The 24332-nt window shown below is 64.4% G+C and carries 23 protein-coding genes and 2 pseudogenes; 13 read left to right on the top strand and 12 right to left on the bottom strand.

All coding sequences use genetic code 11. From position 1 onward, the window contains the following. Positions 1-35: 35 nt before the first annotated feature. From ABZX11_RS19040 to ABZX11_RS19010, 7 genes and pseudogenes are all read left to right on the top strand, one after another. On the top strand, positions 36-1037 hold the full coding sequence (locus tag ABZX11_RS19040) for a hypothetical protein (RefSeq protein ID WP_354914499.1): 1002 nt from the start codon (positions 36-38) through the stop codon (positions 1035-1037). Between the two features lie 1316 nt (positions 1038-2353). Then, positions 2354-3673, top strand: a complete 1320-nt coding sequence (locus tag ABZX11_RS19035; protein WP_354914497.1) for a pre-toxin TG domain-containing protein — start codon at positions 2354-2356, stop codon at positions 3671-3673. Next, the gene (locus ABZX11_RS19030; protein ID WP_354914495.1) at positions 3666-4040 is read left to right on the top strand and encodes a hypothetical protein; all 375 of its coding nucleotides are present in this window, start codon (positions 3666-3668) and stop codon (positions 4038-4040) included. The genes ABZX11_RS19035 and ABZX11_RS19030 overlap by 8 nt, the downstream gene beginning before the upstream one ends. A gap of 491 nt (positions 4041-4531) precedes the next feature. Beyond that, on the top strand, positions 4532-5056 hold the full coding sequence (locus ABZX11_RS19025; RefSeq protein WP_354914493.1) for a dihydrofolate reductase: 525 nt from the start codon (positions 4532-4534) through the stop codon (positions 5054-5056). Positions 5057-5358: 302 nt separating this feature from the next. Further along, the gene (locus tag ABZX11_RS19020; RefSeq protein WP_354914491.1) at positions 5359-5631 is read left to right on the top strand and encodes a hypothetical protein; all 273 of its coding nucleotides are present in this window, start codon (positions 5359-5361) and stop codon (positions 5629-5631) included. Then, positions 5562-6359: pseudogene (locus ABZX11_RS19015) on the top strand (ATP-binding cassette domain-containing protein). Before ABZX11_RS19020 ends, ABZX11_RS19015 begins: the two are co-directional and overlap by 70 nt. Next, the gene (locus ABZX11_RS19010) at positions 6352-7335 is read left to right on the top strand and encodes a hypothetical protein (RefSeq protein ID WP_354914489.1); all 984 of its coding nucleotides are present in this window, start codon (positions 6352-6354) and stop codon (positions 7333-7335) included. The pseudogene ABZX11_RS19015 and the gene ABZX11_RS19010 overlap by 8 nt, the downstream one beginning before the upstream one ends. A gap of 234 nt (positions 7336-7569) precedes the next feature. Here the strand turns inward: ABZX11_RS19010 and ABZX11_RS19005 are convergent, their stop codons facing one another. From ABZX11_RS19005 to ABZX11_RS18995, 3 genes are all read right to left on the bottom strand, one after another. Next, positions 7570-8187: a response regulator transcription factor gene (locus ABZX11_RS19005; protein WP_354914487.1), complete on the bottom strand. Its 618-nt coding sequence runs from the start codon at positions 8185-8187 to the stop codon at positions 7570-7572. Further along, positions 8184-9293: a histidine kinase gene (locus ABZX11_RS19000; RefSeq protein WP_354914485.1), complete on the bottom strand. Its 1110-nt coding sequence runs from the start codon at positions 9291-9293 to the stop codon at positions 8184-8186. The genes ABZX11_RS19005 and ABZX11_RS19000 overlap by 4 nt, the downstream gene beginning before the upstream one ends. Positions 9294-9457: 164 nt before the next feature. Further along, positions 9458-10699: a hypothetical protein gene (locus ABZX11_RS18995; RefSeq protein ID WP_354914483.1), complete on the bottom strand. Its 1242-nt coding sequence runs from the start codon at positions 10697-10699 to the stop codon at positions 9458-9460. Positions 10700-11890: 1191 nt separating this feature from the next. On the opposite strand from ABZX11_RS18995, the gene ABZX11_RS18990 reads away from it, so the two are divergent. The 4 genes from ABZX11_RS18990 to ABZX11_RS18975 all read left to right on the top strand — a co-directional run bounded on the left by ABZX11_RS18990 (position 11891) and on the right by ABZX11_RS18975 (position 15486). Then, positions 11891-12496 carry a response regulator transcription factor gene (locus ABZX11_RS18990; protein WP_354914481.1) on the top strand — a complete coding sequence of 202 codons (606 nt, stop codon included), beginning with the start codon at positions 11891-11893 and terminating at the stop codon, positions 12494-12496. Positions 12497-12528: 32 nt separating this feature from the next. After that, entirely contained in the window at positions 12529-13536 is a 1008-nt protein-coding gene (locus ABZX11_RS18985) for an ATP-binding protein (protein ID WP_354914479.1), read from the top strand. A gap of 176 nt (positions 13537-13712) precedes the next feature. Next, complete coding sequence (locus ABZX11_RS18980) at positions 13713-14054, top strand: hypothetical protein (protein ID WP_354914477.1); 342 nt, start codon at positions 13713-13715, stop codon at positions 14052-14054. 262 nt (positions 14055-14316) lie between these two features. Continuing rightward, positions 14317-15486 carry a thioester domain-containing protein gene (locus ABZX11_RS18975; RefSeq protein WP_354914475.1) on the top strand — a complete coding sequence of 390 codons (1170 nt, stop codon included), beginning with the start codon at positions 14317-14319 and terminating at the stop codon, positions 15484-15486. Positions 15487-15861: 375 nt separating this feature from the next. On the opposite strand, the gene ABZX11_RS18970 is transcribed toward ABZX11_RS18975, so the two are convergent. From ABZX11_RS18970 to ABZX11_RS18960, 3 genes are all read right to left on the bottom strand, one after another. Next, the gene (locus tag ABZX11_RS18970) at positions 15862-16104 is read right to left on the bottom strand and encodes a hypothetical protein (RefSeq protein ID WP_354914473.1); all 243 of its coding nucleotides are present in this window, start codon (positions 16102-16104) and stop codon (positions 15862-15864) included. A gap of 659 nt (positions 16105-16763) precedes the next feature. Next, entirely contained in the window at positions 16764-17447 is a 684-nt protein-coding gene (locus ABZX11_RS18965; protein WP_354914471.1) for a response regulator transcription factor, read from the bottom strand. A 347-nt stretch (positions 17448-17794) separates the two neighbouring features. Continuing rightward, complete coding sequence (locus ABZX11_RS18960) at positions 17795-18067, bottom strand: DUF3040 domain-containing protein (RefSeq protein ID WP_354914469.1); 273 nt, start codon at positions 18065-18067, stop codon at positions 17795-17797. Between the two features lie 298 nt (positions 18068-18365). Between ABZX11_RS18960 and ABZX11_RS18955 the strand changes: the two genes are divergently transcribed. After that, positions 18366-19637: a cytochrome P450 gene (locus tag ABZX11_RS18955; protein ID WP_354914467.1), complete on the top strand. Its 1272-nt coding sequence runs from the start codon at positions 18366-18368 to the stop codon at positions 19635-19637. A 56-nt stretch (positions 19638-19693) separates the two neighbouring features. On the opposite strand, the gene ABZX11_RS18950 is transcribed toward ABZX11_RS18955, so the two are convergent. From ABZX11_RS18950 to ABZX11_RS18935, 4 genes are read right to left on the bottom strand one after another with little or no spacing between them, the layout of a single operon-like run. Beyond that, positions 19694-19861, bottom strand: coding sequence for an FAD-dependent oxidoreductase (locus tag ABZX11_RS18950; RefSeq protein ID WP_354914465.1), 168 nt, complete (start codon positions 19859-19861; stop codon positions 19694-19696). A gap of 10 nt (positions 19862-19871) precedes the next feature. Next, the gene (locus tag ABZX11_RS18945; protein ID WP_354914463.1) at positions 19872-20129 is read right to left on the bottom strand and encodes a hypothetical protein; all 258 of its coding nucleotides are present in this window, start codon (positions 20127-20129) and stop codon (positions 19872-19874) included. Continuing rightward, complete coding sequence (locus tag ABZX11_RS18940; RefSeq protein WP_354914461.1) at positions 20126-20311, bottom strand: hypothetical protein; 186 nt, start codon at positions 20309-20311, stop codon at positions 20126-20128. The genes ABZX11_RS18945 and ABZX11_RS18940 overlap by 4 nt, the downstream gene beginning before the upstream one ends. A 48-nt stretch (positions 20312-20359) precedes the next feature. Further along, a complete protein-coding gene (locus ABZX11_RS18935) occupies positions 20360-20449 on the bottom strand; it encodes a sigma 54 modulation/S30EA ribosomal C-terminal domain-containing protein (RefSeq protein WP_354914459.1) in 90 nt (29 codons plus the stop codon). A 963-nt stretch (positions 20450-21412) separates the two neighbouring features. On the opposite strand from ABZX11_RS18935, the pseudogene ABZX11_RS18930 reads away from it, so the two are divergent. Further along, positions 21413-21580, top strand: a pseudogene (locus ABZX11_RS18930) (cytochrome P450); the annotation flags it as partial. Between the two features lie 8 nt (positions 21581-21588). Here ABZX11_RS18930 and ABZX11_RS18925 read toward each other — a convergent pair. Together ABZX11_RS18925 and ctaD are read right to left on the bottom strand one after the other, a co-directional pair. Continuing rightward, positions 21589-21990 carry an RDD family protein gene (locus ABZX11_RS18925; protein ID WP_354914457.1) on the bottom strand — a complete coding sequence of 134 codons (402 nt, stop codon included), beginning with the start codon at positions 21988-21990 and terminating at the stop codon, positions 21589-21591. A gap of 109 nt (positions 21991-22099) precedes the next feature. After that, positions 22100-23785, bottom strand: coding sequence for a cytochrome c oxidase subunit I (ctaD, locus tag ABZX11_RS18920; protein ID WP_354914599.1), 1686 nt, complete (start codon positions 23783-23785; stop codon positions 22100-22102). Positions 23786-24332 lie beyond the last annotated feature (547 nt).

Below are 24332 nucleotides of genomic sequence, written 5' to 3'. Positions count from 1 at the left end.
ACGACGACGATGCAGGAAGCAGCGCAGAGGAGCCGATGGCCATGCTCGATCTCTCGACGATGCGCCGGTTGGTGTTCATCCGCCTGATCTTCCAGCAGGGGATTTCGCAGGCTCAGCAGCCGGGGCCGCTGTCGATGACCAGCGTCCTGTCATTTCACGACTCGGTCGAGCTGTTCTTGGTGCTCGCCGCAGAGTATCTGGGCGCGCAGCTGCCGAACCACACGACTTTCCTGGACTACTGGCCTCGCCTCGCGCCGCTGTCCCCGACGAACAAGAACGGCATCCCCAACGGGGTCCCGCTGTCAGGCAAGACCGCGATGGACCGCCTCAACCGGTTACGCAACGGACTCAAACACGCCGGCACATTGCCAGGCGCGCACGCCGTGGAACAGGCACGCACAGAAGTCGAAGCGTTCTTCGTCGACAACACCCCGTTGGTGTTCGGCCCAGATGTCGAGTTCGCCGGCCTTGACCTGACCGATCTGGTCACCCAGCGCGAGGTTCACGACAAGCTGAGGGACGCAGGTGTCAGCGCCCAGCGAGGCGACTACAAAACGGGGCTGGGCGAGCTCGCGGAAGCGTTCGTGCGGCTGCTCGATGACTACACCAAACGCAAGCGGATCGATCACCGGCGCAGCGTCTACGACTTCGGCCCGCACGTGGACGCGGTAGAAAGCACGCTCCCGTTCGCGAAGCAACACCTGACTGAGATCCTCGGCCGCGAGTTCGCTGATCACTACGACCGGCTGACCGAGGCCGCGTACGAGATGCAGCGAAACATGCAGGTTATAGCACTGGGCCTGGATTACCGCCGGTATGCCCGGTTCGTGCTGGTCACGCCCGAGGTGACTCGCCGCGGTCACGGTCCGTGGGAGGTCTACGCGCCCGAATGGCTGACCTACACCAGCGAGCACTACGAGTTCTGTCGCGAGTTCGTGATCTCCTCTGCGCTGCGGCTCGCCGAGATCGACTTTGACCTTGACCAGGACGTCTTGTACACGGCCTGGCGATTGAAGCGAGGGATGGAAGATACGTAGCAGAGTCGCAGGTCAGTCGGCAAGTCCTACGGCCAGAGCGCGCTGGTCATGGCGAACGTCGTTGACCCCGCCGATAGGGGTTGCTCTCTACGCTGCTGTCGGCGGGTCCCGGCTTGGCATTCGAGGTCGGGTAACCCGCTTTAGGAGAGTGGGCGACGATGCCGTCTAAAGCCTCTACCAGCAACTATATCTGCAAGGTTGCCTCTTGTGACCCCAGAAGTCACACGGTTAGACACGGTTTCGGGTCACGAAATGGGTCACGCGAGACGCCCCCAGCTGTGGCGCAAGACACAAGGCGGTCGGCGTGTCGGCGGACTCGCGCGCCCTGTGCTGATCAAAAGCGAAGACTCGGCGTCACCGAGATGGTCACCCCGACCCGCGATGTGGAGGTATAAGGATCATCGGAGTGATCCGCGCTGCGTCGGCGAGCTCGCGCCTCGCGGGGGCGACGCTGCACGTGGTCGCCCACGCACGGCGACACGCGAGGCGTTGATGCTTGGTTGTCTGGGCCGTGCTCAAGGGCGGATCGATGCCTGCAGTCGTTCTAGGTGAGCCTCCGGGGGGTTCGCCGAGTGCGTGCCGCACTCGTCACACGGTTGGGCTCGTGTCGAACGCGCATGCCCGGGATATCGGCCAGCGTCAAGGTTAAGGCGCGATGGCAGGGCTGTTCAGCCGGCTTGCGTCCGCTTCCTCGCCGCAGCCACTTCGGCACCTGCGTGGTAAGCGAGGAGTCCGATGAGGGTTCGAACCTGCCCGTGCCTATTGCTAAAGGGTGCGCGGCGCAGCCTTTCCGAGTCTCGGTCGACGATTAGGTTGTGATACTTAATTGACTGATCCGGTAGGCGCGTCTATCGCAGTGCCGAGTGCGCCTATGCCTGCGCCGAGGACTATTCCGATCGGGCTACATGTTACAGCACCTGCTTCTGCAGCCCGGGGTGAGTGCTGGCAGTCGCCTGCGTGTTCCGCCGGAGTGCTGATGAGCGTGGAGCCGGCGAATAAGGTCACAAGCATCGTGTTGTCGGAGTGCGCAATCGCGGGCTTACCTTCAGTGTGCCATAAAAGCACTATTTCTTCTTTCACTTCAACTCATTCAAAACAGCTTGCTGACGATCGAACTATATCTGAAGTTGGATGTTCGAGGATCAGTATAAGACCGCAAAATAGTCGCGGGTTTACCGTAGTTTCTGCTGTCGTGACCCAAAAGCGTGTGCGCACTGTGAGTGTTGACACAAAATCAAACAAAGGAGTTGCCGTTAATTTACTTTCATGATGTAGCATCCGTTGTCGTGTAACTGGCTAACAGGAGGGATTTGCGCATGCGTTCCCGGTTTCGCCCTGCCCGGCGGGTGGCGATCGTCGGCCTCATTGCCACGATTGTTGTGACGGCGCTTGCGTCGCCTGCGCAGGCTCGGGCGGCTGGTCTCTGTGACCGGCATCCCGAATTGTCGGTGTGCAAGGTCGCCGATGAGATTAAGCAGAACACGACCGCGGTCCAGAGTTTGCTGCGTGACGCTGCTCGAACTGAGCTCGGCACGCTGGTTCTCGGTCAGTTGCGCCAAGGGGGCCTCGACGTCGCCGAGCACGGGCTCAGCCAGGCTGCTCAGATCGCCGCTCAGCTCAGCAAAGCGCTTGACTCCGGTGACGTCGACCAGGCGCAGCGGGTTCTGGATCAGCTCGATGCGTCGCGCGAGCAGTTGCACAACGCTGCGGTCGCGACGGCGGTCGTGGCGAAGTCGCTGCCCAAGCTGGTCTCGATCGCGAAAGAGTTCGTGGCGATGATCAACGCGATCCCGGCCCTGGACATCCACATTGATGTTGCGGCGCTGGAAGCCAACAACCGTGCGCTGGATGCCACTGTGGCCGGCATTGAGCAGGCCTCGGCTGTACTGAACGAGGGCGCGCCTCGGATCCGCGCCGACGTGGCCGGCGCCAGCCGCGACTTCGCCGGCGCGAAGCGTGATCTGGACGCGGCGAACAGAACCCTCGCGGCGGCGAACAAGACCCTGGACGCGTTCAAGACCACGCCGTGGGCGCCGGTGGGGTCAGTGTCACTGAAGAACATCAAGTTCGACTTCGACGAAGCCTTCGGTCACCCGACCCATAACGGGTCGATGAACCCTGAGGTGTCAGCGCTGCTGTCGATCGTGGCGGACTTCATCCCTGGGGTGGGCAGCGTCAAGAACGCGGTCGAGGCGATCGCCGGGAAGGACGCGTTCACCCAGGAGGAGCTCGACGGGTTCGAGCGCGCCATCTACGGCATGGCCGCGGTCCCCGGCGCGGGTGGTGTACTCAAGAAGCTCACCGCGGTCGAGAAAGCGGCGAAGATCGCACGCGCGATCGAGATCGCCGCGAAGAACGGAGGTAAGGACTGGCGCGCAGCGTGGGATGCGTTGCCCCCGGGTAAGCAGAAGACAGTCAAGGAAGTCAACGCCGTCGCCGAGTTGCGCAGCCTGTTCGACCACTGGAAGGCCGGGGCGCAGAAGTTGCCGGGACGAGGAGATAACATCCCCGAGGTATACAAACTGGAAGACGGCACGACGATACAGTGGCGGATAGACTCAAAGTCGGGTGGTGAAACGATCGACATTGCCAGTGGAGCCGACAAGGATCGGAAGGTGCATCTCCCCTATGGCTGAATCGAAAGCACGCCCACCGGGCGAGATTGAGCGGATTGTAGCCGAGACACTTTGGGATGGCGTCGATGACTACGTCTCACTGGACTCGTTGATCTGGAATACGCGCGAGGTTGTTCCACTCTCCGATGACCGCTTCGTTGAAGTCTTCAGGGCTGTTCTGGATTTTCTGCTTCGCGACGGTCTGATGGTTGTCGGCGACCTAGGAAAAACCGGGTTTGAACCCTGGACATCAACGATCGAAGATACGGTCGAACGTGTCGTGCATGATTGTCGGGCCGTCGATTGGCTCCCTCAGTTGAGCCTGTACTGGTTAAACAGTACTCCGAAGGGCGAGAAGCAGGCCAAGGAGCCATCCTCGAGTTCGTGAGCCGATCCGGAAAATTTGAATAGACGACAGTCCAGTTAATGGTGCAATACTGCAACTGGGTGCGCGGGTTTGCCGAATTTAGGCCCACGCTTCCGGAACTGATGAGCCGCGAGTCCGACACGGTAGCGCTGTGGTGGCCCGGTGAGCTCCGGCGGGATGTGTTCGAGGGGGGCGCATCCCGCCGGATGAGGCGGTCCAAGCTCGGAATCTTCGAGCTTGGACCGCTCTCATCTGGTCCTGGTCTATAGAGTTCCGAACTTACACGTGCCCCCACTTGCTTCCCATGGTTCGCTGACAGACCATGGTGCGAGGTGATGTCGATATGCGGCTCGCCCCCGATCGGTCATGGGTGGTTGGCACCTTAGCTGGTGGCCGAATGTGCGTGACGGTACCAGTTAGCCCGGCTCCAGGCGCCTCCTCGGAATTGACTACGTGACCCACCGACGGACACGACACGATATTGTATGCCCTATGTTAGCGATCGAAGGAAAGTGCGTATTATTGCACAGGATGGTTTCGACCGGAATCGCGGCAGTTTCGTGATCGGCCTGATCTGGGCGCAAGCCTCCAACGGCGTCGTCGGCCGGGACGGCGCTCTGCCGTGGCACTTGCCGGAGGACCTCGAGCATTTTCGCTCGCTTACCGCGAGCTCGACGGTGCTGATGGGGCGCCGTACTTGGGAATCCCTTCCTGTCAGGTTTCGGCCACTGCCGGGGCGGCGCAACATCGTCCTCGCGAGCCGGCCTCAGCATGGTGTCGAAACCTTCCCGAGCTTGCCTGCGGCCCTCGCTGCGACAAGCGAGGATGTCTGGGTGCTTGGCGGGCGAACCGTCTGGGAGGCTGCGCTCTCCCTCGCGGACCGGATCGTCGTTACGGAGATTCGGCAAACGTTCGAAGGTGACACGTACGCGCCTGAAATCGGGTCCGAACTAGACTCGGTTGGAGAATGGCAATATTCATCGACCGGGCTACAGTATCGCTTCCTCACGTGGACAAAAAATTCTGATCAATTCTAGGATGAATCGCACAATCTGACTCATTGAACTTGTTGCTCCAATAAAGCTGCACTTGCAGAAAATATTTCATTTGGAGGTCATGCTACGGGCTCGCCGTTGCACTGAATCCGAGGTTCGGTGGATTTGCTCGTAGTTCGTCCGGAGGGCGCAGGACCAGTTCGGCCAGGCGAACCAGCTGGTATCCGGTGAGTGGAGGCGCAGTTCGCGGGTGACGAAGGTGATCCCTGGCAGGCCGAGCTGACGTGAGCTCGCGCTGACCTCGGCGGGGTCGCGGCACACGGGTCGTCCTGCGACGGCACGGTGTGCTGACACACACCGATCTGGGCGTCGCGCAGCTGGCCGCGGGAGAAGCTCGGTCGTCGTACGTGCCGCTCGGCGCGGTTCTGCCGGTCCGGTCCGACGTCCTCGTTCACGTGCCGGTGCTGCCGCTGTCCGGTCTCGACCCGCGTGTCCTCGGCCGAGCCGGCGGCGCCTACATCGAAGGCGCCCCGGTGTCGGCCGGCCAATGGCTCGTGCGCAGCTATCTGCTCCCGGCCCTGAACGAACTCTTCCGACAGGAGAACGCAATCCGATGACGTCGTCACCTCACCCGGTCGAGTTCCGGCGTTTCACCAAGTGCTACGGCGGCGCCAACGTCGTCGACGGACTGGGCTTCACTGTCGCCGCCGGCCGTGTCGTCGGGCTGATCGGGCCCAACGGAGCCGGGAAGAGTACCTCACTGCACGGGTTGCTCGGCCTGATCCAGCCGGACGCGGGAACGGCGACCGTGTTCGGCATTCCCTACGGCAAGCTGACCGACCCGGCACGCCGAGTCGGTGTCCACCTGGACGGAGCCGGCTTCGAGACCGGCATGACCGGCCGACTGCACCTGGAGATCTGCGCGACCGCCATCGGCGTGCCCCGCAGCGTGGTCGGGGCCGTACTGGAGGAGGTGGGGTTGTCCGCCGTCGCCGGATAGCGGCTGGGCAGGTACTCCACGGGGAGGAAACAGCGGCTTGGACTCGCGACAGCCCTGCTCGCCTCACCGGAGCTGCTGGTGCTCGACGAGCCCGCTAATGGTCTCGATCCGCAGGGCATCCGCTGGTTGCGACGGTTCCTGCGGGCCTTCGCCGAGCGGGGTGGCGCCGTCCTGGTCTCCAGTCACCAGCTCGCCGAACTCGCCCAGACTGTTGACGACGTCGTGATCCTCAACCGCACTACCGTCTTCACCGGAACGCTCGCCGAACTCACCGAATGCGGCAAGTTCGACTTAGAAGACATTTACTTCGCCTTAACCGGAGAGAAAAGAACCTTGCGTGGTTAACGCGATCCGTGCGGAGCTGCTCAAGGCCCGCAGCGGCTATTGGATGTTGTGCGTGCTCGCGATGGCGGTGCTGCTGCCACTGGATGCCTGGCTGGTCACCCGGTCGGAGCTGAACACCGATGGCATGGACGCAGAGACGGCGACCAAGACCTTGCTCGGGCTCGTCGGCTTGTGTCCGATCGCGGCAGCTTATGTCGGTGGTTATGTCGTGACACGCGACTACTACTACCGCTCGATACGGCGGATTTCTCTGGTCCAGCGCAAACCCGAGACGTACATGGCGAAGCTGACAGCCGGAGCGGCCCGCGGTCTGGCGGCCGGTGTTGTCGGTGTGTGCACGTGGGGCGGGCTCACGTCGGTCATCCTCTGGCGTGACGGGACGGGTTTCTCCCAGGACGCAGGCATGCTGGTGGGCTTGGCGGGCTGTCTGCTGGCCTGCGCGCTGGGCGGTGTGTTCGGAGCGGCGATCGGGTGGGCGCTGACGAACTACCACCTCGTGGCGGCTGTGACGGTGGGTGTACCGCTCGAGGTCGATTTGCCGTTGATGCGTGTTGCCCCCGGTGTCGCGAAGGTCCTGCCGAACAGCGCGTTACGATTCCCCGACGGTGTCAACGTCGAGGTTGTTCGCCTGCTTGGACCTCGTGACGTCGAGGTGCGCGTCTACGAACGGGGCTTCGCCGAGACATGGTCTTGTGGAACCGGTGTGGTGGCCTCGGCCGTTGCAGCTGCACGAGCCCAAGGTGAGGACAGTGGCGAGTGGGCAATCCAGGTGGCAGGTGGATCGCTGATGGTTGTTCTGGATGCGACGACGACGTACCTGCGGGGCCCTGCGGTCATCATCGCCAACGGTGACCTCCCGCGATGGCCCAGCAGCGAACGGCGGCAGCGTGGCCCGGTATCGTGTGTCGTGGCGGGTGGTGACAGTGAAGACATGGTCGTCTCCGCTCGGGCGAGTGGAGACTCTGCTATGTCGTGACCGACGTCATCACCGCCGGCGCTGCCGCCACCGACTTCTTGGCTAACGACCGGCCATCACTGGAGCGCAGTCGAGTCGTGCAACGCTGTCAACAGCTCTCCTTTACCGCCGGGGACGCGGCGGCGTGGCGACGAAGGGATGCGTGCGGCGTTTCGAAGGGTGAAGCTCGGTGAGCAGATCGGCGCGGGCGGCTTGGCTGAAGTTGGTGCCAACGTCGCCGGTGTTGGCAAAACGCTAAATCCAGTTATTCTCTGTCGCGATTCTGATTGCGTCGACTTTATTGCGGGCTCGGAGCTTCTGAAGTATTCGGCTCATTGTGTTGGACACAGTGCCTACCGCGATGTGTAGCTTGCGGCTCGCTTCTTTGGCTGTGTCGCCGGCGGCCATCAGGGTCAGTACGTCCCGCTCGCGATCGGTCAGTGGGTTCGGCCTGCTGCACAGAGCGGCTGAGATCAGATCGGCACCGATCACGGTGCCGCCGCGATGCACTGTGCGCACCGCGTCAACGAGGGTATTGATCGACACGCCTTTCGGCAAGAACGCCCGCACGTTGTTGATCAGCGCAGTACGTACCACTGCGGGCTTGTCGAGGGCAGTGAGTACAACGATCTTGGTGACGTCCCCCAGGCCCTGCAGTCGTTCTGCGATGACTAGGCCGTCCACCACCGGTAGGTCGAGATCGAGCAGGACGATGTCCGGTCGGAGGGCGGCGATCTTGGCCAGGGCGTCATCGCCGCGACTGGATTCGGCAACGACCTCGAGGTCGTCTTCGAGACTCAAGAGTGCGACGAGAGCTTCCCGTAGGACTGTCATGTCTTCGGCGATGGCGATGCGAATCGGAGCCGCACTCACAGCGCCCCCCTGGTTTCGGGAATTTCGACGGTGAGCCGGTAGCCGGTTCTGCCTCGACGACCCGCGCGCATCACACCGCCGATGCGGGTGACCCTATCGTCGAGACCTGCCAGCCCCGCTCCGCACTTGAGCCCGGGCGTCTGGACACCGTCGTTGTCTACAGTGAGAAGGAACAAGTCATCCCGGTTCCTGGTGGTGATGGTGCAGAAACGCGCGATGCTGTGGTTCAACACGTTGGTGGTCGCTTCCCGCACCGCCCAGCTTGCAACATGCTCGGCCAGCCCCTGCGGGCGTGTACCTATATCGAGGTTGCAACGGACACCCGCGGTCTCTAGCAATATCGACGCGGACGCGACCGCGTCGTCGAACGCGGGGTTCCAGTCGCCGCGTGCGACACCTCGGACCTCGGTCAAGGTTCGCTCGGTGGTGTGCTGGATCCCACGAAGATGCTCGGCGGCCCGCTGGGGCGCGGTACTGAGAATTTTCTCGGCCAGCTCGGCGCGCAGCCCGATTGCGGTCAGCTCCTGTCCGAGCGTGTCGTGCAGGTCACGCGAGATACGTAGCCGTTCGTTCGCTATGGCCAGGTCGACCATCCGGACCTGTGCCCGCCGGAGAGTGACCGCGTGTTCGGTGACCTTGACCAGCGCGTAGAGGGCAAACCCGGTGACCAGCGAGTGCGCCACCGTGCAGAGTAGAGCCAAGAGCGACGGATAATCGTGGAAGAAACCTAATTCGACAGTTTGGAGGCCAATGAAGCCGATCCAGGACCACGGGTCCGCGAGGATGAACAGGGCCGTCGCTGGGGTCAAGAGTTCGACAGAAGTCCCCGGGCCGAGGATCACGATCGCTGTAACGGTGACCCCGCACTGGACCAGCATTATTACGAGCGACACGCGAAAAGAGGGTAAACCGGCACGGAGCCGGTAGACCACGCTGATCACCGTGATACCAGTGGCTGCCGCCACAAGAGCCCAAACCGACGCCGTCGGTGGATCAGGTGTGATGGAGTGGGGGGCGGCGACCTGTGGGGCGAGGATCGCCAGGCTTGTTGCCGTGACAGCGATCGTGGCCCCAGTGAGGCGTACATAACGCTGGACCAACCGCACTCAATTCTCCTTGACATGACCTTGGCCTGAACATTGTCGTCGCCCGGCTGGCTTTAACTGCGCTGATCTCGGTCCCGCGCTTTCTGGCGGATCGCACCCCTGGTCCTGAAAGCGGGAGCTTTGCGGCAGATACCATTCACATCGTCTGGTCTTCAGTTCGGCTATTACGTCGACTGCGGAACCGTGGCGTTCTCGGGGCCTGTCCCGGCTTCCGGATCGCGGCCGCTGATCACCATCACCAGCGCGACAGCCAAGCCGACGGTCGGGCCGACGACTGCGCCGAGCACCGCACGCACGTCAATGGTGTAAGTCGAGGCTAGTAACAGCAAAGTCACCGCGGCCACGGCGGCCCAGACTGCGGCCACTCGGCCCGCCTGTTTTCTCGCCACCAGAACCGTTGACGTTAGCATCGTCGCCGCAAGTGCGGTTCCCGACCAACCCAAGGCGGCCATCGTCGATGCCGACACTACGAACTTGTCGCGGTACAGCAGATGGAACATCCACGGGCCTACAAGGAATGCCACGGTGCTGGTGATCAGTCCGACTATCAGTGTTCCGCCTGCGCCTGCGACCGCGTACTGCTTGATCCGGCGCTGTCCCTCGGTCTGCTGCAGTACTCGCACGATCGTGGGCACCGCCAACGTCTGGATCGGACTCAGGACAAGCAGCAAAGGCGACCGTATCAGGGAGACCGCCAGGAACAATCCGCTCAGGGCTTCTTCGCTTCCGCGCGGTGCGACGAGTTTCACCAATGCCGGGTACCCGGTCAAGACACTCGCCGTCAACGCCGAGCCGAGGATCAAGCCCAGCATACGCCGCCACAATGCGGCCCACGGCTCACTTGGTGCACTATTGTCAACCGATTCACGAATGCATAATGTGAAGGGAAGCCACGCGCACGAACCGCCGGCAACTGCGAACCCCAGCCAGCTCGGTCCTCGGAGCCCGGCAATGATAAACCCGGTGAACAGTGCCAAACGCGTACCGGCTTCGGCGAGCAGGATCGTCGAGTATCGGCCGATTTTGCCTGATCCGACGAACATGCCTCGCATCGCATACAGCGCAGGGATCGCCACGATTCCAATCTCGGCGACTATAGTCAGCCCCCTATGTTGGCCGAACAATTGCGCATTCACCAGCGGCACCGCGAGCAGCGCCGCAACCGTGACTGCGACCGTCTGTGACACCGCAAAAGCCCGGACCGAGTTTGGACCGGGCTTTCGTTCCCGTGTTGCTGCCGCAGCCGCCTGTCTCGAAATTTCCTGTTCGACAGGTGAGAGGGCGCTGCTCACTCCCATTAGCACCCCCCAGAAGCTCAGGAATGCCGCGTTGTCCGCCGAGCTGAGATACATGCTCGCACCGAAGATCAGTACCGAGCCCATCGATGACGTTGCCAGAACAGTCACGCTCAGCTTACGGACAGCACGCGCGTGGTGCAGCTGCCCACCGTCGGCAGGCAAGACGCCTTTGTGGCTCCTTAGTCCTGTACTCGCTGCGGTGTCGAGTTCCGCTTTACGAAAGATCACATTTCCACCAGATCACGCCGGAGGTGGTCACCGCCGGTGGCAACTGTGGCACACGAGTGCCCACTTACGGATCCAAGGGTTCTTGCTCGCTGCCGATGCGTCACAACCTCTCATCCGTCGTGACGCAGCACATGTGATCGTGGCCGCGAAGCTGCCGCACGGGCGACGCCGACATGACCTTCGTCCGCCACGGTGCTACCGCCGGCCCGCAGCTCGACCTCAAGAAACCTTGCCAAACAGACACTCGTCACCCGTAGAAACCTCCGACTGAGAGAGATAGTCTGCCCGCAGACCGCTTGTCTTCGGTGTATTGCCGCATGCGTCTTGCGGGTTTACCGCAACAGAATCCGGCGCAGGGTCGTGTGGCCTCCAACGGCCAGGGGGCGCGGTGTGCTTTGGCAGTGCCGAACGGGGGTGCCGGTCATTACAAATGCGAGGTGTCAATCGGGCCGCGCATAGCCGTTCGCCTGGGAATTGTGGGAAGTCCGCCTGGTTCGTGCGGAGTTCTACCGAAGACGCCGCTGACAACGTCGGTACAAGCTGAAGTCATCCCGACATCCAGCAGGGCTGGCGAAGGAGCACAAGTGCAAGATGGAGTGGCCCGCCCGCGGCGCCTGGTCAAGGATTTCAGGCGCGCATACCTCCGCTGGACCGTGTGCGTGGCCTGGTTCGCCTACTCGGCGATAGTTGCCTGCGTCGTGAACGGTTCATCGGCACGGACGCGGGAGTGCAAAGATGTCCCCTATGACGTGGTGATCGACGGTACTGCAGGAGCTGTGACAGGTGCATTGGCCGGAGGACCGATCGCTGCGATCGTCGGCGCGGGCGGGGGTGTGACGGGCGGCATGATCGGCGGGTGCTTCGAGGTCGTCAACGGGTCGCCCCATCCGGCGACTTAGTCTCTGATCCACCTCTTTCATCGAGCCCAGTGCCGGGGTTGCCAGTAGTGCCGTCGCAATCGATCGCCGAGCTCTCCATGTAATTAGCATCTCAAGATTGCGCATCGTCGTCAGGGGATGCGGAGACAGGTGTTTTCATGGGCGGAGACGCTGCCTGTCGAGAGGAAGTCGGGTGTCGAAAACCGTTCAAGTCCTGCTCGTTGATGACCATCCCACCGTGCGGGCGGGGATCCGCTCCATCCTGAACGAGAACTACATCGAGGTCGTGGCGGAAGCGGATTCGCTCGCGGATGCGCGGCAGGCGTTGGTCACATCGCGCCCGAACGTTGTACTTCTGGATCTGGGGTTGGGACGGGAGTCCGGGATGGGAGCAGTGCCGGAGTTCGCCACGGCGAGCAGTGTGCTGGTTCACACCGTGCACTCGGACTTGGCCTCGGAGGCTTTGTCCCGCGGTGCGCTGGGTTTCGTGGCGAAGACCGCGCCGGTCGGTGTCCTAGTGGCGGCGGTACGCGCCGTCGCGGCGGGGCGTCGTTATCTGGATCCGGCGCTGGCTGCCGATCTTGCGATCGGGCCGGCCAGGAGGCCGATGAGTTCCCGAGAACGACAGGTCCTGGAGTTGCTGGCTGCCGGGCTCACCAACCAGCAGGTGGCTGGGGTGCTGTCGATCAGCGTACGGACGGTGGAGAGCGTTCGCGCCAGTTTGCGGAACCGGCTGGGCTTGGTGGATCGAGCCGATCTGGTCGCGTACGCGCGCACGGCGGGCAGGACCGGGCACTGACGATGCGCGGCGCTGTGGTGAGGTCTGTGTGCGTGGCCGGTATCGGCTTCGGCATGCTGACTGTCCTCGTCGACACGGTGTCGCCGATTCCGATGCCCGCGGATCCGATCGCGGCGTTGTCGGTCGCGCTCAGCGCCGGTGTGCTGGCTGTGTGGCTGTCGGGAATGCGGTGGCTGCGCAGGGGATCCGTGCTGATTGCCGTCGGGGCGCTGATCGTGGGGGCGGGGTACCTCATAGGTGGACCGCTGTGCTTGTCGGTCCGCATCGCGGCGCTGGTGTTCCTGGTGTTGGCGTTGCTGTGTGCGGTGCCGGGGTGGCCGGAACTGGGGCGGCTGCTAAACCAGACCAAGGCGCGGTCGGTGATCCGATTTCAGAACTACCACGCCGCGCGGATCGCCGACGAACTGCACGACGAAGTCCTGCAGGCTCTGGCCATGACCAGCCGGCGGCTTGACTCGGCCGCTCGAGGAGGAGACGCAGAGCAACTGATCGCGACGTCACGCGCGGCGGTGGAGACGCTCAACGACCAGGCGGCTGTTCTGCGCAGCATCGTCGGGACGCTGCATCCGGTCTCGCTGCGGCACGTCGGGCTGGTGGCAGGAACCCGTGAGTTGGCTCGGCACGTGGCCGCCGCCAACGGACTGGTCATCGACGTGGAAATCGTTGACACGGCAGTTGCCGCGCTTGACCCCGAGATCGAAACAGTGGCTTACCGAGTCGTTCAGGAAGCGCTCACGAACGTGGTGAAGCACGCCGCGGCGACGACCGTGCAGGTGCAGATGGTGTGCGATCGGCACCAGCTCACGATCACCGTCACCGATGACGGTCGCGGACTACTGAGACCACGTGCCCCTGCGAACGCCGGGTACGGCCTGGAGAGCATGCGCTGGTGGAGTTCGGCTTACGGCGGCGATCTTACCGTCAGCAACTGCGCCGGCGGTGGCGCCAGGCTGCGGGCGACTTTCCTGACCCAGGTACCCGACGCAACTGAGGTGGAAGTCCGCAGGGCGCGCGAACCAGAGATTGGCGGCAGTGGCTGATATTCAATTGGGCTGCCGTCATAATGATATGACGGCTGTCGTGGACCAAGCTGACGTCAGGATCGAGTCGATCTCGGTGTATTCCTGCTGGAACGGGCGTAGATCTTGCCCTTTGCGTCTTGCTTCGCTCTGACGGGGACGTTGCTTGCAATCGCTGGAAAGCAGGTGCAGATTTCGTGCAGCTGGAGTTCAAGACTGTGATTCGGCCGTGGCGTGAAGCTGCGGTCAACTACGGCGCCGGTGATCGTGACGAAGACCTAGATCGACTGGCTCGGCTCGGCGATGTCGAGGCGTTCGCGGTGCTGGCTGAGCGCTATCATAGGCTCGTTTACCTCGTCATCCGTGCACATGTTGGTAGTCAGGCGGAAGCTGAGCGGCGAGTGGTCAAGGTCTTCTGTGCCACATGGCGCGACTTGCAGAATCCTTACAGCCTGGATCGAGGATTCATTGAAATCCTCAGTCATGTCGTGGCAAGGAGTCTTTCTGGTGTTGATGAGGTAGATGAATCGTCGCCGTGAGATTGTGGTACGTTAAAATCGCTGACTTTGGTTAGATCGCTGCGGTAAACGGCGGAGCGCAACTGTTGATGCGCGTGTCATCGTTCATTAATTCGACCCAAATTCGTTGTCGACCCGCGGGTCACCATGTCGGCGTCTGTTTTGCTATGAGTACGCTCGGAAGAACCGTGATAAGCTACAAGTTGAGTTTGTGATTGATGTTACTGGCGCAGCTCATCGGCGCGGTTCTCTGCATCACGGTTCGGACTCGAATAGGAGTTTTATGCAGGTAAAATCCACTCTCGCGCGCAGTGCAGTCGCGGTGCTCGCCGCCGCTGCCGTAGTCATGCTGGGCGCCCCGACGGCTCTCGCGAGCGACGGCGCAGTGCACGGCCGGGTTGGCGATAATGTCGGCACCGTCGGCTACCAGCTCAACCTGGACAGCGGCGGTGATCACATCACCAAGCTGTTCTCATTGAAACTGTCCGACGGCAGCACGCTGAGGCTCTACTGCGTGCAGATCACCGTCGGCATGCGCACCGACGTCGACATGGTCGAGCGCCCGTGGAGTAAGTATCCTGCGGCGAACTCGCCTTTCGAGAGGAACAGCGCGAAGATCAACTGGGTGCTGCACCACGGCTACCCGGGTGTCGCGCTCGACGTGCTGGGCAGCGCGCTGGCGAAATCTGGCGTCAAGGTCCACGACGGCATCTCCGAGCGCGAAGCGATCGCCGCGACGCAGGCCGCCGTGTGGCATTTCAGCGACGGCGTCAACCTGAACCTCACAAAGCCGCTGGCCGAGTACGGCACAGCTGACGCCGGCGCCGACGTCGCCGCGCTCTACGGCTACCTGACCGGTGACGAGAACCAGGGCATCGCGCAGCAGCCGAAGCCGACCCTGAACATCGCCGCGGAGAAAACCGAGGGCGCTGCAGGCACCAAGATCGGCCCGTTCAGCGTCGCGACGTCGGGCGACATCACGTCCTTGACCACCGAACTGCCCAACGGGGTCAAAGTCACCGACGCCGAGGGTAAGGAGCTGAAGACCGCGGACGTCAAGGACGGCAGCAAGCTGTTCGTCGACGTCCCGGCCGGCACCCAGCCGGGTAACGGCTCGTTTTCGCTCAAAGTGACCGGCGAGCTGGATACTGGCCGCCTGTTCGTCGCCAACAACTACGCAAGCCTGCCAGCGCAGTCACTGATCGTCGCTGCCTCGGAGAAGACTCGAGTGACGGCGAAGGCAGCCGTGACCTGGACCGAGGCTGGCGACCCAGCCACCAGTGTGGCGCCGAGGACTCCGGCGCCGAGCACTCCGGGTGGTGCGCAGTCCGGTGGCGGTGGCCTGGCCAACACTGGTGTCGACGCCGCGGTTCCGTTCACCATTGGCGGTCTGCTGCTCGGCGGCGGCGGCGCACTGATGCTGCTGATCAACCGACGCCGCAGCCGCGCGTAAGCAGGACCCGCTGACGGGGCCAGTCTCATTGTCGACTGGCCCCGTCGTCGTGGCCGGACTCCGTTATACAGATTCCCGTCAAGTGCTGGCGCAGGCGCGAGCCGCGAACCTGAGCGGCAGCGAGGGCGCAGAGGTGACGTCCATGTCGACCTAAGAGATCAGTTCACAATGTGTTCGCGTAGGTAGATGATCGAGCAGGTGAGGCTGAGGATGGATTGATGGATGTCAGCTCGTCGTTCGGTTCGGATGCGTAGCCTGCGGAAGCCGTTGAGCCAGGGAAGATGCCTTCGACTGGCGCCAGGCCGATCTTGCCCAGACCGGAAACATGTCCGATATCGCACCCGGGTGCGGGCGAGGCGCCGGTACTTGTCGTGGTCATAGCCGCGGTCGGCGTAGACCGCCCGTGCGCTTGCCGACCACGCTTCGAATGGGCGAAACGGCGTAGAGCAGCGGGATCAGTTGGGGACGTCGCCAGCGGTGCCCGCCGGTCAGGCTGGCAGCCAGCGGAGTGCCGTGCGCGTCGGTATTCAGGTAGTGCTTGGAGCCGAGCTTGCACCGGTCGACGGCCTCGGCCCGGTATGATCCCCGGAGCGCGCGCAGATGGAGAGAAGCTGACACGCCAGCTCAGTCTGCATTGATCGCTTACTGAGTGGGCGTCGGTTGGACGCGCACGATCCTCGCAGATCTCGCCCAGGACGCGCTGTGGATACGCCGGCCAGTCCGGGAAGCTGGGGATGATCGCGTCGCTCAGGTACTCCTGAAACAGTGTGGTGGTGTACTCGGTGTGCAGGTCGTCGACAACCTGCGCAGCGAGAACGTCGATGGCGCACCGACAACTCGCCCGGCGCAAACCCGCGACGGCGTGTGCCTTGGTGATCTCGATACCAACGTCGAGCGCCGCCGCCGGTGCGTCGCTGGCATGGTGTGCAGCCGAGTGCCCGAATGCTAAGCACCCCCGGCGCACGCAACAAAAGCCGAGGCCGTCCTGAGGCTCAAGGAAGTTGGTCTGGTCTGAGCCAGGCAGTTCCACGGTCGGCGCAAGCCCGTCCACCGAAGCCGTCGATCCTCCTGTCCTCTGTCCTCTGTCGTCAGCGCGCCGGGCGCCACTGTTCTCGAAGGTCCCCCAGAGGATCCCCTATCGGGATTGCAGGAGCGCCGGGTCCTCGTACCGTGCGGACATGAAGCCGGCGCATCCTCACCGTCGAGTCCGTGGTTGGGAGCCGCACCGGCTCCGGGGCTGGGCGGGTGAGCCGCTACCCGACGACCGACCGGCTCCGCTACTCGGTGCCCGTCTGGTGCAGCCGGCAGGTGAGCAGCGCCGCTTGCACTCGCCGGCGCACCCCGAGCTTGTTGAGAATTGAGGAGACCCGGTTCTTGACAGTCTTCTCCGAGAGGAACAGCCGCTTGGCGATCTGCCGGTTGGTCAGGCCTTCGCTGATCAGCCCGAGGATCTCCAGCTCTCGCGGGGAGAGCACATCGAGCGGGGAGCCATCGTGCGTGCCCGAAGGTGGTGGGCCGGGCGGCCGTGTCCTCACCTGCGACACCTTCCGCGGAGCGAACAGCGAGCGCCCGGAAGCCACGGTGCGGACCGCCGAAACCAGGTCCGCACCGCGCACCTGCTTAAGGACGTACCCTGCGGCGCCGGCCATGACGGCGTCGAACTGAGCTTCGTCGTCGTCGAACGAGGTGAGCATCAGGCATGCAAGCTCAGGCATGCGAGACCGCAGCTGTCGGCACACCTCCACCCCGCCGCGGTCGCCATGTGCGTTGGTGGATTCGCCGAGGCGCACGTCGAGTATGGCCACGTGCGGCCGGACGGTCGGGACCCGCGTCAGCGCTTCGCTGGCGGTGGCCGCCTCGCCGGCTACGACGATATCGGGTTCCCCTTCGAGCAGGTCACGGATCCCGCGGCGGACCACTTCGTGGTCGTCGAGCAGGAAGACACGCAGCGGCTCGGTCACGGCTACTCCGAGGTGAACTTCAGAGCCTGATTCGCGGCCTGTCGGCCGCTCGCGATACACGGGTTCACCCCAGCCCCGTCGTAGGGGCACCAAACAACCACAAGCAGCGAAGCCTGTCGGCGTCCGTCCGCGTATGCGCGGCCCGGTTGGTGGACCAGGTAGTGTACTGGGGCAAGCTGGCTCGCCAGCTTGCCACGCGTCCGGTCCGTAGCTTGCCGACGAGGCGGCCGGACGCTTCGAGCGGCGTCGTCCGGACGCCTTCATCAGACAGATGTTCCGTAGTGGCTAGCGCGGCTATTCTGCCACTGATCACGATGACGTCCGGGGACGGTGCTTCCTCGGGCATATCACGAGCGCCTCCGGCTCAAAGCAGCCAACAGCGCAGGAACTGAGATGACGAACAGTCCGCCGACGAGCGCCAGTGATGGGGAGTGCAGTTCTGCACCGAGCGTCCCGAGCAGAAGGCTGCCTGTGACGGCGATGAGGAACGCGCCGAGCGCGCCGGCGAACGCTGGAGAGGCCGATCGCCGTCCAGTCGCCAGCAACCGCGACAAGCCTGGGTCTTCGTCGGCCAGCTGCTGCCGGATCTCGTTCAGCCGACGCCGTTCGGCGGGGGTCACGAGGTGGTTCCGGCCGTGACGGCGGAGAGGTTCGCTCGGCTGCCGGCGATGTCGACACAGGCCGCGAGATCACGGTTTGTCGATGGCTCCGGCGGAGCGATACCGGGGTCGACCATCCAACGTCCTTTCAGGATTCGTGCTCATGTGGTCTTCAGTCTCAATGCGATGTTCCACAGTAGACAGGGCCGAAAGTCCCTTTCTTCTGCCATGTGTCAGTCGGTGACTTTCGGCCCTATCGGGCGGATCGCTACGCCAGTACATCTGGGACGGTTGTCACTGAGAGAAGGAGGTACCGGTCATGCCGAGTCCGGTGGCCCAGGTCCGGACCTGGTTGGGACGCCGATACCTGCGCAAGCTGCGAGAGCGCAACTTCGACTTCACTGACCTGCGCTTGCTGCCGGAGTCGGCGTTGGTGCCGTTGCGGCGAGACGGTCTCGATCCAGTCCCGGAGCTGCTGCGGTTGGGTGAGCGGGGACCGATCACCCGGCTGCCGTTGCGGCTGGGGGTTCCGGTGTGGCTGGTCACCGGACATGCGCTCGCGAAGTCCGTCCTCAGCGACACCGACGCGTTCAGCAACGACTTTGCTCACCTCGACGCGGCCGGCATCGATGCCGGGCTCGACCCGGGAGGTCTCGGTTTCAGTGACGCACCGGCTCACACCCGGCTACGCCGGCTGCTGGCTCCGGAGTTCACCGTTCGGAGACTGAACGCGCTCACCGCACGGATCGAGGAGATCGTCGCCGACCGCCTCGACGGGATGGCGGCCGCCGGCCCGCGGGTCGATCTGGTCCGTGAGTTCGCGTTGCCCGTCCCGTCACTGCTGATCTGCGAACTACTCGGTGTCCCCTATGCCGACCGTGCCGATTTCCAGCGGCTGAGCGCGGCCCGATTCAACGTCGTCGAAGGCGCGGGTGCACCGCTGTCTGCACTCACCGAATCGCTGGCCTACCTGCGGGATCTCGTGGCTCGGCAGCGCCGGTCGCCCTCGGACGGACTGCTGGGCCGACTGGTGCGCGAGCACGGAGACGACATCGGCGACGACGAGCTGGCCGGCCTGGCCGACGGTCTGCTGACCGGTGGCTTCGAAACGACGGCCAGCATGCTGGCGCTCGGCTCGCTGGTGTTGCTGCGGGACCCGGTCGCGGCGGCGAGACTGCGTGACGACGACACAGCGGTCGCCCCGGTGGTCGAAGAACTCTTGCGTTACCTGACTGTGGTCCAAGTCGCGTTCCCCCGGTTCGCGCGCGCGGACATCGAACTTGCCGGTACTCGGATCTGCCGTGGCGACATCGTTCTCTGCTCGCTGAGCGCAGCCGACCGTGATCCGACCGTCGGAGCCGACCTCGACCGGTTCGACCCGGGGCGAGATCCGCAACCACACCTGGCCTTTGGATATGGCGTGCATCGGTGCCTCGGGGCCGAGCTTGCGCGCCGGGAACTGCGTGTCGCTTATCCGGCGTTGCTGCGCCGGTTCCCAGATCTGCGCCTGGCGGTGCCAACGGAGGAACTTGAATTCCGGAAGATATCGCTGGTTTACGGGATCGACGCGTTACCGGTGCTGCTCACCTGAGGACTCCAACCAAGAAAGCGGAGGCCGGCGCACTACATCGTCCGTTTCGTCAGGCATCACTCCAAAATCAGAACGTCGGCGACAGCACCGATGCACAGCTTGCCGCCCAGCCGGCTGGACGCTTCGAGCAGGGTCACCCGCACACCGGCGCCGGACAGGCGTTCGGCGCCGGCGAGCCCGGCGATCCCGCCGCCGATCACGAGCACGTCCGAGGAAGGAGTCATCGCCGGCACGTCAGGAGTTCCTCCGGCTCAAGGCGGTACGCAGCACCGGGACGGCGACGACGATCAGTCCGCTGGCGAGCGTCAGCACCGGCGCCCGCAGTTCGGCGCCGAGCGCGAACAGCAGCAGCCCGCCCGCGCCAGCGACGAGGAACGCGCCGAGCACGCAGGCAAACGCGGGCGAGGCCGACCGCCGTCCGGCCGCCAGTACCAGCGCCAGTCCCGAGTCTTCGCCGGTCAGGTGCTGCCGGTGCTCTTCGGCTGGCGTCACGAGGTGCTCCCGGCAGTGGTGAGCAAGCCGTAGTGGCCCTCATAGCGCAGGTGGAGCACACTGCCGCGGCCGGTCGTGGCGTCTTCGAAGAAGCGATACGGCAGGTCGGTGGCGTTCAGCCGGTCGACGGCCGCCTCGACGCCGATCCGGGGTACGGCGTCGACGCCGATCGTCCAGGGCATGCTCGCCGCTTGCCCGGGTGGCACCAGGCCGGCGAGCCGGGTCAGCCGCTAGCCGGGCAGGCCGACGCGGTGGACCAGGCTGCCCTGTCCCGTTTCGTCGTCGACGAAGAGGACGAAGTCGTGGTCCATCAGGTCCATCGTCAGCGTGGCTTCGTCCGGACCGCAGCGGACGAGCGGGTAGGGACGTGCGGCGGGTGACGCGGCGCTGCGCCGGCGGCAGCGTGGCCAGCACCGGGCGCCGGTACCGGTCGAACGCGTCCGGCCACGACCGGGGCGCCGCGGGCGCGGCCAACCGGCCGAGTTGCTGCTGGAGTCGGGTTCGCAGCAGGGTGGTCGCCTCCGCGAAGAACCCGGCGGCGAGCTGGACGCGCACCGCACGGCCGTTGACGACCAGGTTGACCTGCGTCAGCGCGGGCCGGGAAGCCTTCGTCTGCCGGTACACCGTGAGCCGGACGCGGACCGCTTCGACGCCCTGCCCGGCGCGGCGCGTGAACGCGGTGATCTGGCGATGCACCTGCTCCCGTGCTTTGGCGAGCACGCCGCCGGACGTCAGCACCGCGATTTCCTGGTTGGTCATCCACCATCCTTCCGGTGTCGGTGCGCTTGCGGGTCCAGTTTCGGGGCCGCTCCCCGCTGTCGGCAGCGGCCAAAAGTCCGTTGCGCACGCTCGCCGGCCAGCTGGTGACTTTCGGCTCCTGCCGGGTGGATTCGGCCGCCGGTACACCTGGGACGGTCGTCGCGGGAGGTGAGGTCCGGTCATGCCGAGCCAGGTGTCGTAGGTTTTCCCATCTCCGCCTGCTACCGCGGCGGGCACCGGTGAGCCGGGCTGCCGCTGCCGATCGGCGTCCCGGTCTGGCTGGTCACTGCCTCGCCGATCTGACCGCGTTCAGCAACGGCTCCGCCCACCTGGGGCGGCCGGCATCGACGCCGGGACCACATCCGGCTCCGGCGCAGGCTTGCGCCGGAGTTCATGGTCCTGCGCCTAGACGTGTTCACCGCGCGAATCGAGGCCATCGTCGCCCAACTACTCGACCACATGGCGGTCACTGGATCCCCTGTCGACCTGGCCGTGGGGGCGCCTGGTCCGCGAGCACCGACGCCCATCGCTGCCTCGGAGCCGAACTCGCCCGCCGGGAGCTGCATACCGCGTATCCAGCGCTGCTGCGTCGGTTCTCGGCCATGCGCCTGGCCGGTCCCGCGTGCGAGCCTGCGTTCCGAAAGCTTTCCCTGGCTTACGGGATCGAAGCGCTGCCTGCATTCCTCCACTGACCTCGGCGTCAGCCGAACAGGCTGAACACCACGGCGAAGCCGAACAGCCACTGCTTGACCAGCGGCCACAGGGTCGGCCCGCCACCGGTGTCGTACCGGATCACCCGCAGGCCCAGCAGCGCCTTGCCCAGGGAGGCGGCGAAGACGCGCTGCACGAGAACGCGGTCGAGGAACGACACGGCCAGGAACGTGCCCGCGACGGTGACGGTGACGGCCGTGGGCGTCGCGGCGGAGGTTCGCTGGACGACCACGGCGGCGGCCACCGCGAGCGCGGCGTGGACCACGAATTCGAGCAGCGCGCCCAGCAGCTCACGCAGCGCTCGCGGGGACGGGTAGCGCGGGTCACGGCCGTCGGCGTGGGTCGGCGGCGGCCCGGAGCGCGCCAGCCGGAGGAGGTCACGTCGGCGCACGACCCTCAGCACGAACGTTTCACGCGGGGGAGCCGGTGTCGGCGGGAAAGTCTGCACCACGGCATGATCGCCGAGCACGGGCCGCGATCTCCCGATTTCTACCGCACGCTCACCTTTGCCGGGGTTTGCCGGTGAAGGTGATCTCGCCCTCGGCGCGGAGGCGTTCGATCATGTGCGGGTAGTGGAGCTCGAAGGCGGGGCGTTCGGAGCGGATGCGGGGTAGTTCGGTGAAGTTGTGCCGCGGTGGTGGGCAGGAGGTTGCCCATTCGAGGGAGTTGCCGTAGCCCCACGGGTCGTCGACGGTGACGAGCTCGCCGTAGCGGTAGCTCTTGACCACGTTCCACAGGAACGGCAGCACCGACGCACCGAGCAGGTAGGCACCGACGGTGGAGATGGTGTTGAGCGTGGTGAACCCGTCGGTGCTCAGGTAGTCGGCGTAGCGGCGGGGCATGCCTTCGTTGCCCAGCCAGTGCTGGACCAGGAACGTGCCGTGGAAGCCGAGGAAGGTAGTCCAGAAGTGCCAGCGGGCGAGGCGTTCGTCCATCATCCGGCCGGTGATCTTCGGGAACCAGAAGTAGATCCCGGCGAAGGTCGCGAACACGATCGTGCCGTAGAGCACGTAGTGGAAGTGCGCGACGACGAAGTAAGTGTCGGACACGTGGAAGTCCAGCGCAGGGGCGGCCAGCAGCACCCCGGACAGGCCGCCGAAGAGGAAGGTGACCAGGAAGCCGGCGGAGAACAGCATCGGGGACTCGAACGTCAGCTGCCCCTTCCACATGGTGCCGATCCAGTTGAAGAACTTGACCCCGGTGGGCACAGCGACCAGGAACGTCATGAAGGAGAAGAACGGCAGGAGAACGGCGCCGGTGGCGTACATGTGGTGTGCCCAGACCGCGACCGACAGGGCCGCGATCGACAGGGTCGCCCAGACCAGGCTGCGGTAGCCGAAGAGGGGTTTGCGGGAGAACACCGGGAGGATTTCGGAGACGACGCCGAAGAAGGGCAGGGCGAGGATGTAGACCTCGGGGTGGCCGAAGAACCAGAACAGGTGCTGCCAGAGCACGGTGCCGCCGTTGGCCGGGTCGAAGACGTGGGCTCCGATGAGCCGGTCGGCGAGCAGGCCGAAGCCGGCTGCGGTGAGGATGGGGAACACGATGAGCACCAGGATGCTGGTGACGAGGATGTTCCAGGTGAAGACCGGCATCCGCCACATCGTCATGCCGGGTGCGCGCAGGCAGACGATGGTGGTGACCATGTTGACGGCGCCGAGGATGGTGCCCAGGCCGCCGACGGCGACGCCGACGATCCAGAGGTTGGCGCCGACGCCGGGTGAGTGGATGGCGTTGGACAGTGGGGTGTAGGCGAACCAGCCGAAGTCGGCGGCGCCGCCGGGGGTGAGGAACCCGCTCAGCATGAGCAGGCCACCGAAGAGGAAGAGCCAGAAGGAGAAGGCGTTCAGCCGGGGGAACGCGACGTCGGGTGAGCCGATCTGCAGGGGCAGGACGAAGTTGGCGAACCCGAAAACGCTCGGGGTGGCGTAGAGCAGCAGCATGACGGTGCCGTGCATGGTGAACAGCTGGTTGTACTGCTCCTGGGAGAGGAACTGCAGGCCGGGCCGGGCGAGCTCCGAGCGGATCAGCATGGCCATCGCGCCGCCGATGAGGAAGAAGGCGAAGGTGGTGACCAGGTACATGATCCCGATCTGCTTGTGATCGGTTGTGCGGAACAACCGCAACAGCACCGAGCCTTTAACCTGCTGCCGCTTCTTCGGCAAGGCAATGGGGACGGGGATCATCGTGTTCACCGGGTGCTCCTGACGTACGAATCGTGCGCGCGCCAGACTGGTCGATCCGCGGGCGGTTTCGCTAGGGCCCAATGGGTCCCATCTGCTGCGGCTCCCACAGGGCGCGTCGGGTCTTATAGGGCGTCAAGGTGAGGACTTTGGGCCCTAGACACGATCGGCGGTGCTCGATCTGATGTGGATCAGATCAGCCAAGTGGCTAGCCCAGCAGGAGATTCGGTCAGGTGGTGACCTGCCAGATTCACTGACTACGGTACGCCGGAGCTGCTTCGTCTTGCTTCAAATCATCCACAGCGGAGGTTATTTGACGGCGAGATAACCCTTGCTTACATGGTGCCTGCGGAGTTGACAGTTGAGTCGTTCTCGCGATCTGGACTACCTTTCCTCGCTGATGCGCCACTGCCATGATCGACTCATGAGTGGCGGCAAGGCGTGCGATCCGAGGGTTGGTCATACCCGTCCTCGGCTCATCGATCTCGGACGTTTCCGAGTGTAGAGCCGTCATCCCGATTCGGCCTCTCTTCCTGTCTTCGCAGACGCC

The organism is Amycolatopsis sp. NPDC004169, from assembly GCF_040610315.1.
Taxonomy (GTDB): domain Bacteria; phylum Actinomycetota; class Actinomycetes; order Mycobacteriales; family Pseudonocardiaceae; genus Amycolatopsis.
This window is presented reverse-complemented; position numbering and strand designations above follow the sequence as displayed.